The 14,411-nt window shown below is 45.4% G+C and carries 5 protein-coding genes; all 5 read right to left on the bottom strand.

The features are described from left to right. Positions 1–30 precede the first annotated feature (30 nt). Positions 31–1,317 (bottom strand): diaminobutyrate--2-oxoglutarate transaminase, encoded by a 1,287-nt coding sequence (gene ectB, locus QVE09_RS24245; protein WP_397387089.1) that lies wholly within the window; start codon positions 1,315–1,317, stop codon positions 31–33. Beyond that, complete coding sequence (locus tag QVE09_RS24240; protein ID WP_315938882.1) at positions 1,305–5,330, bottom strand: non-ribosomal peptide synthetase; 4,026 nt, start codon at positions 5,328–5,330, stop codon at positions 1,305–1,307. Before QVE09_RS24240 ends, ectB begins: the two co-directional genes overlap by 13 nt. Continuing rightward, a complete protein-coding gene (locus tag QVE09_RS24235; protein WP_315938881.1) occupies positions 5,331–8,426 on the bottom strand; it encodes a non-ribosomal peptide synthetase in 3,096 nt (1,031 codons plus the stop codon). A 239-nt stretch (positions 8,427–8,665) separates the two neighbouring features. Further along, positions 8,666–9,688, bottom strand: coding sequence for a TauD/TfdA family dioxygenase (locus tag QVE09_RS24230; RefSeq protein WP_315938880.1), 1,023 nt, complete (start codon positions 9,686–9,688; stop codon positions 8,666–8,668). Positions 9,689–9,699: 11 nt separating this feature from the next. Continuing rightward, on the bottom strand, positions 9,700–14,322 hold the full coding sequence (locus tag QVE09_RS24225) for a non-ribosomal peptide synthetase (protein WP_315938879.1): 4,623 nt from the start codon (positions 14,320–14,322) through the stop codon (positions 9,700–9,702). Between the last annotated feature and the right edge of the window lie 89 nt (positions 14,323–14,411).

Genomic DNA, 14,411 nt, shown 5'->3' with positions numbered 1-14,411 from the left:
TCATTCCTGCTCCGCTTGGTTCAATCCGAGTTAAATCTTCTGTACAACCTTCTCCTCTTGCAACGTCAGCACCGAAGCAATGCTTTCCCTGAGGATATCGATTCCTCTTCGCAGATTGTGATTGGAGATGTTCAATGGAGGCATAACCTTAACCACACTATCATGTCTGCCTACTCGCTCTACAATAAGTCCACGCTCATAACAAGCCTTCTGTACCTCTTCCGCAATATCCGGTTCGAATTTGGAGAAATCCAGCCCCCAGATCAGACCAATTCCCCGAATATCAATGTTGGGGTACTGCTTCAATATTTCCTCACTCCATATCTTCTTCAACATGGTCTCTTTCGCATACACCTGCTCCTCCAGGGACACTTGTTCCCTGTATTCCAGTGCTGCTTTGGCAGCGATAAAGGCCAACTGGTTCCCGCGAAAGGTTCCATTATGTTCGCCCGGGTTCCAGATATCGAGATGAGGTTTCATTAACAGCAAGGACATCGGCAATCCATACCCGCTAATGGATTTAGAGAGAACGACCAGATCAGGTAGTATTTCCGCTCGCTCATAGGAGAAAAACGGACCGGTTCTGCCGCATCCTACCTGTACGTCATCGCATATTAACAAAATATCGTATCGATCACAGATAGCCCTGATTTTCTTCAACCATGAAGTCTCCGCGACATAGATACCGCCCTCTGCTTGTACAGTCTCGAATATGATGGCAGCCGGCTTCTCAATACCAGAGTGGGTGTCTTCCAATATATACTCGATGTAGGCAGCACTATCAAAATAATGATTATGTTCATTCGGAAACGGAATAAAGGTTACACCGTCCAATGCTCTGCCCGCACCCTGTCGGCTGTCCCGATTACTGGTCACGGCCAGACTCCCCAGGGACATGCCATGATAACCACCCATGAAAGAAAACACACCCGTACGCCCCGTATATTTGCGTGCCAGCTTCAACGCAGCCTCTACCGCATTAGTCCCGGTAGGGCCACAGAATTGAAGCTTGTATTCCATCCCTTTTTTCTTCAGTACAGATTCAGAGAAATATTCAATAAAATCAAGCTTCGCCTGCGTGTACATATCGAGCCCATGCATAATTCGGTCCGATTCGATGTAGGCCATAATTTCGTTTTTGATATATTCATTGTTATGTCCATAGTTAAGCGCACCAGCACCTGCAAAAAAATCAATATACGGACGACCGTCCACGGTATAGAGTTGATCATCCTTGGCTTTATCAAATACGGCCGGGAAATGTCTGCAATAACTTCTCACATTGGATTCCATCGTTTCAAAAGTCATCTGATCCATCCCTTCACCATTTGATTCACATATTGGGCCACATTCACAGCATGATTGTAGTCGATCAGATTCTCATGATGACCTGGAATAGGAGTTGCAATGCATGTACCTGTCGTCTTGGCGTGCCAAACCTGTGCATCCGTTAAGGGAACTGGACTTATTTCATCCTGAGCGGTTGCATACAACAGATGGATATCGGACTGAATCGGTTCTGCTGAATAGTAGTTATCAAAGGCCACTTCATTGGCCAGACGCACTTTGAGATGTCTAAGCGTGTTTTCACCTGGGAAGTGATTCATGGCTTCTTTTAACTGGTCCTCATAGTCTGCATTGCGCTTGAACTCATATCCGTTGTTGTTTGCTAATTCGGCAAGAGCCTCCATCTTGTTTATTGGACGAACATCCCGCTTATGGCTTCGGGCAGGTGCATCCAGAATAATCAGCCACTCCAGCTGTTGTCCCGCATCTTCGATGATCCGTGCCATCTCAAATGCCACATTGCCACCAAAGGACCAACCCAGCAATCGGTACGGGCCTAGCGGATTCAATTGCGTAAGAACACCATAATAATACTGAGCCAGTTCTTGGACGGTATAGAGCGGTTCTTCGTCGTTTTCATATCCTTTTGGCACAAATCCGTATATATTCAGGCCTTCCAGTTGGCTAACCAACTCATAATAATTGATCAGGTTGCCGCCACCCGTCGGAAGGAGAAACAGTGGAGAGTCATCAACACGACCACCTTCTTTCAACACAACAACCGATTGATCTTGGGGCAGGTTTCCCTCGCGAATGATATCTGCAATCTCGGTCACGGTGGAGTAATCAAACAAGGTGATCACGGATAGCTCGGTATGAAATGTTCTGTTCAGAACATCCATTAAACGGACGGCTTTGATCGAATGTCCACCCTGATCGAAAAAGCTTTCATGAAGATGGATGGTGTCCACACCAAGGATATCCATAAAGATCTGCATGACCTTTTCTTCCAGCTCATCCTGCGGAGCAGCGATATAATCCTTCAATGTGCCACAGTCCAGCTGCTTCAGCGCTGCCTTGTCCAACTTACCGTTACTGTTCAGAGGAATACGATCAATCGTAATGAAACGTGAGGGAATCATGTGACTTGGCAGCAGGGTTCGGCAGAAGTTGCGAAGGTCCGTACTGAGAACCTCAGAAGATGGAGCCAGTTGAATATAAGCACTCAGTGACAGTTCTTCATCCTCTCCCCATCTCTCAGCCAGCATCGCACACTCCTGAATATCAGCGTGTCTGGAGATTACATCCGTGATTTCCCCCAATTCTACACGCATGCCTCTGATCTTCAATTGGTTGTCTATTCGACCGACAATGTATAACTTGCCAGTGGCGTCGTAATAAGCAATGTCGCCCGTCCGGTATATCCTTCCATCCGTAAACGGGTTCGCAAAGAAAGCCTGTTCGGTCTTTAAAGGATCTCCATAGTACCCCCTCGCCAGCCCAACTCCACCAATATACAAGTGACCATGAACGCCGATGGGCACCGGATTCTGCATTTCATCCAGCACGTAGATGAAGTTGTTCCCGATTGGCCGACCAATGGATATATTTCTTCGAGCGCGGTGACCTTCCAACTGCACATTCATATGAATGGTTGAATCAATGGAAACCTCGGTTACCCCGTAACTGTTATGCAAATTACGCTCGGGAAGATGGTTGTGGAACGCTGCAACCATCTCGGGCTTCAATGCCTCTCCACTAGAGAATACTTCCCGTAATGACGCTAACTGCTCCAGATCCGCCCCACCAATTCGCTCCAAAATCATCTTCAACATACTTGGAACAAAAAAGACGATGGCCACTTCATATTGCTTCAAAGCTTGAATGATTGCATATGGATCACGATGAAATCCTGGCTCCAACAGTGCAACCCTTGCCCCTGCCATCCATGTCCAGAAGTATTCAAGACCGACATCATCAAAGGTAAGGGTTGTTTTTTGAAGTACCGTTTCATAGGATTCCAGCTTGAATTGATGCTGCATCCAGCAGATACGGTTCACCCACCCCTGGTGCCGCACAGATACCCCTTTCGGTTTCCCTGTAGTGCCTGACGTATAATAAATAGCTACCAAATGATCAGGCCCCACTTGTGACTGTGGAACTGTAATCGGCTTGTCCATATATATTTCAGGTTGAGATACGTCGATCAGAAGGGCAACATCATCCGGAATCGGCAACGTATTTGTATTGATGAGGCAGATGGACGCTCCCGAATCTGTTAACATATGACGATTTCGCTCCACAGGTGCATCCAGATCCAGAGGCACGATAGCTCCTCCCGCTTTTAACACGGCAAGAAGGGCAATGGGCAAATGCAGCGAACGTTCTATGCCAATGGCTACCGCCTTGTCAGGTCCAATTCCCTTTTCGATCAGAAGATGAGCCAATTGATTCGCTTGACGGTCCAGATCGCGATAAGATAATTGTTCTCCCCCATACACCACAGCCACTTGATCCGGGACTCGGGATACGGATGCTTCGAACAGGTGATGTACACAGATATGATCAGGGTAATCCATTACGGTATCGTTCCATTCATATAGAACTTTCTGTCGTTCTTCATCACTAACGGCTCCAACCCCTGCGATTGGCTTCCCTGGATGATCCACAATATGTTCAAGCAACGCTATAAAATTACTGGCCCAGCGTTCAATCGTACTCACATGGAACAGATCCCGACTACATTCAAACGTCCCCTTAATCACATCCCGATCTTCCGTCAAATCCAGGGACATGTCGAATTTGGATGTGTTGGTCTGCTTCAGCTTGATCTCCCTAAACACAGCCTGTTGTTCTGTTTGTTCGAAATCTCCCGCCTTCGCCAGACTGAACATGACCTGAAACAATGGCGAATATCCCGTATTTCTGGATTGAATCAGATCATCGAACAACAGATCAATCGGTACATCCTGATGGTCGAATGCATCAAGGATTGTATTTTTGGAAGCGTCCAGATGCTCCAGAAATGATTGCTGATCATCGATACGGCTTCGCAGTACAAGTGTATTGACAAAGAAACCAACAACCTTCTCCAAATCGGACTGTGGCCGATTGGAGACAGGCGTACCGATCATCAGATCCGTTTCACCCGAATATTTGCGTAACAAAATCGCAAAACAGGTATACATCACCATAAATAGCGTGGAATGATGCTGCTCCGAAATCTCTCTTAATCTGGTCGTAAGAGGTGCCGGAATCGTGAAGTATACGGAAATCCCCTCTTCACTCCGCTTCTGCGGACGCTCATAATCGTATGGCAAAGTGAGCGTGTAGGAGTGTCCTTTCAGTTGATCGAGCCAGTACCTTTTCTGATTGGCAAACTCCTTACTTGCCAGTAATTGATTCTGCCATACTGCGTAATCTATATATTGGGTCGCGGATGGGTTATATGCCGGCAATGGGCCCACTCCGCGGAAATGTTCATAATAAGATAACAGGTCTCTTCGTATGATCTCGATCGACTGACCATCCGAGATGATATGATGCATCATCAGAACAAAAATGTGGCGGTGATCGTTCAGTTTAAACAATTTGAATCTGCACAATCGATCCCGGGTAAAATCAAAAGGGCCATCGGCCCTTTCAATTCCATCCACAATCTGCCTTTCAGCCTGATCGCCCGGATACATCGATACATCAATCCATTGATAATCCGGTTGGTCTTCCTGAATATATTGATACGGTATGCCTTCCTCTGCATCCATCCGAACTTGTAGTACCTCTTGCCTCTCCACCAGCAGTCCGATGGCTTGTTCAAATGCAGACTTATCGAACTCTCCCATAATCTCATTGGCAAAAATCATGTTATATGCCGTACTTGCTGGCTCAATCTGCTGCTGAAGCCACAACCTCTTCTGAGCAAAAGACAGCGGAAAGCGATTGATGTCGCGAGAAGTGCGCTGTACTGTATTGGTCACATTCATCTGACTTAATATTCGATCAATCAGTTCGCTTTTGTTTATTACTGCACCGGATTTTTTCACTTAATTACCCTCCGCAGAATAACCATTCGCTTCCAATAACAGATTCTCAATCACTTCGGACAATTCACGAATGGTAGGGGCATCAAATATTTTACGTAGCGGTAGATTAACACCTACCTGTTGTCTGATTCCAGAGATGACCTGCGTTGCGATAAGCGAATGTCCTCCGAGTGCAAAGAAATTCTCATCAATACTAATCTGCTCCCGCTTCAATACCGCTCTCCAGATCTGGGCAACAATCTGCTCAACGGTTGTCGTTGGTGCGGCATATTCCGCCCCGGAACTCACATCCACGTCCGGCAGGGCATGATAATCAATTTTCCCATTGCTCAGCAGCGGTAAATGCTCCAGCACCTGGATGACGTTCGGAATCATATATTCGGGAAGTGCGGATGAAATCCACTGTTGAACATCCTGAATCTCTCCAGCGGTATCCAGTTCTACATAGGCAGCCAGTAATGATTCTGTCTTCTCTAACAACTTCGCCGCTGCAAGTCGCACATGAGGGTGTTCATTTAGAACCTTCTCGATCTCACCGAGTTCGATCCGGTACCCTCTTAACTTCACCTGCCGGTCAACCCTGCCAATGTATTCGATATGACCATCCGGGAAATAACGAACCCTGTCACCGGTTTTGTACATCACCTTGTCCGGCGTATAAGCATGTGTCAGGAAAGCCTGATCATTTAGATGTTCATCCACATATCCATCTGCCAGGCTCTTTCCACTGATATATAACTCTCCGGCAACACCTGGCGGGACAAGATTCAGGTTCGAGTCCAGCACGAGCAGATTCGTATTATGAATGGGTCTGCCGATCGTCTCATGAACGTTATCCTTGTCACAGATATGATACGTCGTATCAATACTCGCCTCAGTTGGGCCGTACAAGTTAATCAACTGAGCGTTGGATCTAGCAAAGAAAGCCTTCTGGAGCGGAATTCCCAGTCTCTCTCCGCCGCTGAACACCCTTTTTAACGGTGCTGAAGAGAGGGTTTCTTTTTCCACCAATGCCTGAAGCATGGTAGGTACAACCTGTAATGTCGTAATTCGTTCCTTATGAATAATATCGAGCAGATAATCGGGATCAGCATGCATGTCCGGCTCAGCAAGAACTAGCCTTGCTCCCGTAGTGAGCGGTGCATAGAACTCCCATACCGATGCATCGAAATTAATCGATGTTTTCTGTAATACAGCGTCTTCCCCGCTCAGTGGAAATTCATTGTTCATCCAATGCATATGGTTGCTGATGGCCTGATGTGACACTTTGACCCCTTTGGGTCTGCCTGTGGAACCGGAAGTATAGAGGATATAGGCGATGTCTCTGGCATCTACTCCGATTGCCGGTGCGTCCGTGGGCTCATTTTCAATTGCCTCACCTTCTTCTTCAAGAAATACAGGATTGGCAAAAAGGGAATTGAGCCGTTCATTGTTTTTATTCAACAACAGCACTGTTTCAATGCGGGCATTCTCACAGATATAGGACAACCGCTCATTCGGATAATCCGGATCAAGTGGTACATACGCCGCCCCTGCTCGAAGCACCGACAGAAGGGCTACGACCAGCTCAGGAGATCTCTCCACGCTTACCCCGACTACATCTCCATGCCCGACACTTCTTGTCCGATGCAGATAGTGGGCAAGCTGTTTGGACTTCTCATGGATTTCCCGGAACGTAAGCAGGTTGTTACCAGACACAATCGCAATCTGATCTGGTGTCTTCAAGGCTTGTTCGTCCAGCATCTCCACCAATGTCGAGGTCGCATAATCCCGAACCTCTCCTTGAAGAATCGATTGCAATGTAAATGTCAGATGATCAGGGAGGATATTGAACGATACGGGTTCATCCAGATTCATATAGGCCTTGTTGCAAATATGTGTGAATATATCGGCTACGTAGCCAATCTCTGTCGGAGTATACATTTCCTCGTTGTATCGAAGAACGATATCTCTACGTTCAGGGTATTTCTGCATATTGAGTCCAAGATGAACCGGTTCAATCTGTTCCGACTGATACACAACCCGGAACGTGTGACCACCCGATTCCACCACGGATGATGCATCCCGACTCTCGAATCCATAGGAGAACACAGATTGACTCGAATCCGATTTGCTAAACATTTTGAAGTCAAAATAATCTGCATATTCTGCACTATCTTTCGCTTCACTCGTCGTTCTTTGGAAAAACTGAGTCAGCGTGTCGTCCTCTTTCAAGCCCGAGTACAGAGGTACGTATCGATTCAATGCACCGACAACCTTCTCCAAATCCTCATCTTGTCGGCCACGCGTATGTACGCCAACCGTTAGTTCCTTATCCTCGCCCAGCAGATGCAAAGTCAGATTCCAACAGGCGAGCGCAACGTTATCTATTGTACTTCCAGACTTCTCCGCTACCTTCTCAAGTTCAGCCCACAATTCTGTTGACCCTTCCACAGGGAAACTTGCTATCGTAATACTCGTAGTTCCGCTACCGGATACCATGGACAATTGTTTATCCACATGATCAAACCGTTTATTGTTCCAAAAACTTCTTTCCTCCGCGTGCTCATCATTGGTCAACAGGTCATTCAACCACTCGGATACAGCATAATACGGTACCTCTTCTTCCAAAAGTTCAGGGTCCACCTCAGCCACAATTAATTGTGATAAATCCGCTAGAATAACGGCAGGTTCAATATCCGAGAAATGTGGATCAAAAGCGAGAATCAACACTTTGGAACGTTCGGACAGATCCACGTTAATGGCTTCCAGCGAATAATCACCTGTCCATGTGTCCAACTCCTTTCGGATCAATCCTTGGATATCCTGCTCTTGAATAGGTTCATCGGAATATGCAGTACGGAATCGGCTTCTGGTCTCCGAATCTACTTTCTGAAGATGGACCCCATAATTGGGATCGGCTTCTATGGAAGTGCGGAGTGTGCTGTATTTCTCGGCTATTCTCTTCACGGCTAATTCAATCTGATCATTGGAGCACTCACCTTCGATGTTAACAGCAATTACACTTGGGACCAGTGATGTTAATCGGTTATTATTCAGTTCATGCAGTCGTTTCTGTTGTGGTGAAAGGGGATAACCCAGCATTACATTTTCCATGTTCAATCCTCCTGCATTTCTAATGTATTTTCAGTTCTATATAAAGTGAACTAAAGAATGTTACACTTGCCACTTCGATGACAGAATAACCTTCCGATCGCTGTTATCCCCAGATTTTTTGATTCCCTTCTTTAAAGGGAAAATCCGGGGATAAAGGCGAACGCTTCGCTTCTTCACATTATTTCTGTCCTCTCCGTTATCGTGTAAATATTAAATTCAATTTATTTAGTGTAATTTCCTTACGACGAAATTGAGGCTTCACGACTCACGGGTTCTCCCATGGCTACGAGTACTTTTCGATCTCCCTGATACGGGTTTCGTGCATGCGCCACCAACATATTGTCCAGCATAAGAATATCTCCCTCTTGCCATGGAAAGGCGATCGTGGCATCGGCATAAGCCTGACGAATATGTGCAGCCACATCAGCATCAATTGAAGTTCCATCTCCATAATACGTCTGGTATGGCAAGCCGCTCTCTCCAAATTCTTCGAGCATCAAGTTGCGAACTTCCTCGTTCAAGCTACTGCTATGCCAGAAGGCAATATGATTAAACCACAGGTTCTCATTTGTATCGGGGTGGATCGTAATGGCCGGTCTCACCTGCTTCGTTGTCAATGTTCCATCCTCATTCCATTGGCAAGTCATGTTGTTGTCCAGGCAATATTGCTCGACCTCGTCCTTGGAGTCCGTATGGAAAACATACTGCCAGGTCTGCCCGAATCCGGTTCCGTAGTTTCGAACCAACATCCAGCCTTTCTCAGCAAAAACATCCCGAATGTCCGAATCAATGAGGTTATATACTTTCCGTACATCAACAATAGGCGTTTCTCCTCCTTCATCAGCAACAACGATACTGGAGAACCAGATTTTTTTGGGCCATGTCATGACGTAGGACAATTCATTATGCGGTGCAATAGTCTCCTCGTTGGGAAATTCCGTTGACGTATACACCTTGCCCTGTACTTGGGTTCTCGGTGTCGCTCCTTCTTTATAACTGAGCGGTTCGGGGCAGCTTACATCAATGAACCCATAAAAGCTCTCTGGTGTGGTAGTATCAAAACCTCTGAACAGGACGCCACCATATTCCAAAATTTTCTCTTCTACCATGTCCTTATTGTTGAGATACCATTGATTCAGATCCAGACCGGCTACATTGGGTTTGATCACCAACGGCAGTTCCTGACCTTCCTCCAGGAACGATTGCTTCACAATTTCTTTCTGGATGACCATCTGCGCACCTTTATCAAATTTCTTCTTCATAGTTAATCCTCCTAAGATTTGATTTTGTTGAATTTCTTTTTGCTCTTACTGCTATTCAGCAACACCATCTTGTACTCGTGGGCCATCACCTCCCAATCATGACGTACAGCTTGAAGACTCCGCGAGGAGTCAGCCGCAATCAGCTCTACTACAGCCATATAATCATGCAGGAATCTCTTCATGGTGGATTTGCCAAACAACTCTGTTTTGTATTCCACCACTGCATTCATTACATGATCAGCCTCGATGAGATTTAATGTCAGATCCCACTTGCTCTTGCCGCTGTGTCCCCACAAAATTTCATTTTGAGCAATACTTAGCCCTTCGATGTTGTACGTATTTTTGACATCAAGTACAAACCACGTCTGGAAGAAAGGGGTCAGTCCCGAAGCACGATCCGGGTTCAGCAGTTCAATCAGCTTGCCGAAAGGCATCTCCTGATGATCAAACGCTTCAAATACCGTATTTCTAACCGAAATAATCTGGGCATCTATGGATTGTTCCGGGTCCATGACCGTCTTCAAGGCAAGGCTGTTGGAGAAATATCCGATCAATCGCTGCACTTCGGCACGATTCCGGTTTGCTACGGGGGTTCCTACGACGATCTCGATTTCACCCGAGTAAAAGTACAGCAGCATTTTGTAGGCGGTGAGCATGGTGATGTACAGACTGGCATTGTTTTTCATACCGGCCTTTTTGATCATTTCAATGGTTTGTATCGGAATTTCTGCAAGCAGTATATCTCCGGTATCCACGTTGTTCAGCGAAGGCTCACGGTCATAGGGCAATACTTTTACCGACCGGTTGACGGTACTTCCCAACTGGTTGCGCCAATAATCTAGAACTGTCGGAAATTCTTCAGTCATCCATTTTCCTTTTTGCCAATGTGAATAGTCGGAATATTGGATACTCAAACTCTCAGTTGCTGCATTTTCTCCCCTCAGATAAGCATTATAGTATGACCCCAGTTCAGCCATCAGGATATCCTGAGACCAGCCATCGAAGATAATGTGATGAAAATTAAAATAGGCAAAATATTGATGTGCATGGATCTGATACAATCCAAAATAATACATCGGCCCGGTTTCCAGGTTGAACTGGTGTTTGGATTCTTCTTCAATTACACGCTTCAGACTGGCTTGGGAATCATCCCTCAGCGTATGCTGGACCTCTATGCCAAAAGGCTCGTAAGGTCTGATTCGCTGCACTGGTGTATTGTTCTCTACAACAAAATACGTTCTCAATACATCATGCCGCTGTACGATCTGATTCAATGCATAGACGTATGCCTCTTCCGAGAATGCGCCTTCAAAAATGACATGTCCGGGAATGTTATATTTGGTGCTCTTTCCCTCGAACTGTTCAACCAGCCACAGGGATTCCTGATTGAATGACATTACACCTTTGAGCGCCGGATCAACTCTGGGAATATCTGTTGACAGGAAGATCGGCTTGTCCATAATTCCGTTCAATACATCCACTTTGGATCTCTTTATTGTGTTTTGTTCCATGCTCGTCATGCCTTCCTTTCCTTCTATGACCTGATCCAGATGTGAACTTAAGGATTGGATTGTAGGGAAATTAAACATATCGTTAATCGAAAAATTAAAACCTATCTCGGATAGTCTGGTATAGATCTGAATCAACTTAAGTGAATCACCACCCCGTTCATAGAAATGGTCCGTCACACCCACCTCTTCCAGGCCAAGAATCTCAGACCAGATGGCAGATATCGTCTGTTCCATGCTAGAACTAGGCGCCACATACACATTTTCTTCATCCGATTGTGGCTTCTCTATCGATAACGCCAAGTAATCAATCTTGCCGTTAATCGTAAGTGGAATGGAAGACACCTTGATCAGATGTGTGGGAACCATATACTCCGGCAACAGAGATACCAAGGTATCCCGAATCATCCTCCGGGTCACATGTGCATCGCTGACGTAATGAGTACATAACTGACGGGATTGCTGATCCGTCTTGACGCTTACAGCGGCATCCCGAACTCCTTTGATTTTCAAGAAAGCTGCCTTGACCTCACCCAGTTCAATTCGATACCCGCGAATCTTCACTTGGTCGTCCATTCTTCCGAGGTATTCCATCTGACCGTCTTCTCTTAACCGGCATAGATCCCCAGTTCGGTACAATCGCTCGCCTGGACGATCCGGGTGTTCGACGTATTTTCTGCCCGTCAATTCGGGTTGGTTCAGATAGCCTCTGGTCACTCCGTCTCCCCCAACCAATAACTCGCCCTGAACACCGACTGGAACGTATTGCAGTGATTGATCAAGTACATATATGGATGTGTTCTGAATGGGCTTGCCGATAGGCACATACTCCGTTTGGTCAACATGAGGATTGTAAGCATAGATCATACAGCCCACCACTGTCTCTGTCGGTCCATATTCATTGAAAATGGTCACATCATGCTTACTTTGCCGGGTAATATTGGCAGCCAGCGAAGCACTTAAATTATCGCCACCTACAATAAATGTCCGGACATTGGATCTGTCCATAATGTTCATGTCATGAATCAATTGCAGGTGCGCCGGAGTCAGCTTGACCAGATCCACTCGCGGATCCAGAACAACATCTGCAATCAACGCCTTGTTATGAGACGAGTTGTAGATAATCATCGTGTTACCCGTAATTAACGGCGTAAAGATGGAGGTAATGGTCAGGTCAAAAGCGATGGATGAATACAGGGAAAAAGTCGTTTTACCGTCAGTAACATAGGTCTGACTCGCCCACCATATATAGTTCGTCAATCCCTTATGCTCCACCAATACACCCTTCGGTGCTCCAGTTGACCCTGATGTGTAGATTACATAAGCCAGATCCTTCATATCTATGGTCAAGTTCAGATTACCTGTTGGTATATACCCCTCATTATCTTCAAGAATATGAATGACTTCTAGACTGTCCGGCAAAGTGATATGCTCGTTAACCAGGACAAACCTTACCTGAGAATCTTGCAAAATATGCTGAATTCGTTCATCTGGATACTCGGGGTCAATCGGAATATAAGCACACCCGGCTTTCATAACAGCCAGAATTGCGATAACCATCTCCATACTGTGGGTTGCAATAATGCCTACCAGTTCTCGCTGCTTGATTCCTCTGCTGATCAATGTCGTAGCCAAGCCGTTAGCTCTGGCATTCAATTGTTCATAGTTCATCTCCTTATCCCCCAGGATAAGTGCTGTATGTTGAGGGATAGCAGCTGCCTGTTCTTCAAACAACTGGATGACCGTTTTGTCGCTAGGATAAGACGCCCCGGTATCATTAAACTCGGTTAGCATCGATTGTTTATCGGCTTCGCTTACAATGCTGATCTGTTCAATTCTTTGTTCAGAATGCTCCAGAATGGCTTCCGTAACCGTAAGAAACTGATCGAGCAGATTGTCCATGAACGATTCACTGAACAACTGGGTCCGATAATCCATCTGAAATATGATACGATCCTCATTGATTTTTTCAATAATATTGATAAGCAGATCATTCGTCTCATGTCCATTAAACTTGTTGTCCATATAGACATCATGTCCTTGCATCTTGTCAAAGCGTTCTGGACGATAGACCAGTGATATGCCGAACAGTCTGTTCAGTTCCGGTAAGGAGAGCGACTCTCTCAGATCACGGATCAGCTGATTATACGGATATTTCTGATGACGCAATATTTCTTTTTGTTCATTGGAAATGCGTTGCAGCAAGGTTAACACGGTTTCAGAGGTTTCTACCCCGATCCTGACAGGTATGGTTGTGACAAACATGCCAATCATGTCTTTATCTGTTTTACTAGTTCGGTTCGCGTAGTTGGTTCCAACGACCAAATCGGTTTGGTGAGTGAGTTTATTCAGCAGAATAGCTAGGGTAGAGAGAAAAAAGGTAAATACGCTGACATTCTTCTGACGACAGAAATCTTTCAAACGTACATACATGGAGTGATCCATATTCATCGTTTTTCTTCTGGCTGCGGTGTGAGTAATAAGGGGATTGTGCGCTTTCAGTTCCATAAATTCGGGAATCGTATGAAACTTCTCTCTCCAAAAGGCCTGATCTTTCTCATAGCGTTTGGAAGCGAGATATTGTTGTTCACTATTTATATAGTATTCATAATCGTGAATCGTAGATTCAATCCTGCTTGCATTACCATCTTTCAGTTCGGCATGATAGGTTGCCGTAATTTCATTCGTCAACTGGAATAATCCCAGGCCATCACAGATGATATGGTGAACCTGAATGATGTATCCGTATTGTCCATGACCCTCATACGTATAAAACTGACATAGATCTTCACTGTGTACATGAATCGGATGGTTACCCACATACTCAGTCCATGTCACACCCGTCAAGGCTGGATCTTCATGAATATGCTTGAATGATCTGTACTCATAAGGTTGGATGTATTGTTTATTCTCACCTTGATCCAGTAGAATCCGAGTTCGAAGCAGTTCGTTATTCTTCAAAACCCTGTTAATCGACCGCTCTAACAAGGTGAAATCGATCGGTTCCGGTATGCTCATCTTGGATGTAATCATCCATACATCTGATTTCGGATATAACATTTCCATGTACCATATTCTTTGTTGATGCTCTGTTAAAGGATGTAGATCAACACATACATTTCCCATCTAATTCTCCTTTATATATAATTTATCCTAAAATAAGTTAATTACAACTTATCATCCCACCCACATTTAATCAATAACTATTTTATTTG

The sequence above is a fragment of the Paenibacillus sp. ClWae2A genome (assembly GCF_032452295.1).
Lineage (GTDB): Bacteria > Bacillota > Bacilli > Paenibacillales > Paenibacillaceae > Paenibacillus.
Note: the sequence above shows the minus strand (reverse complement) of the source record. Positions and strands in the feature narration are given on the sequence as shown.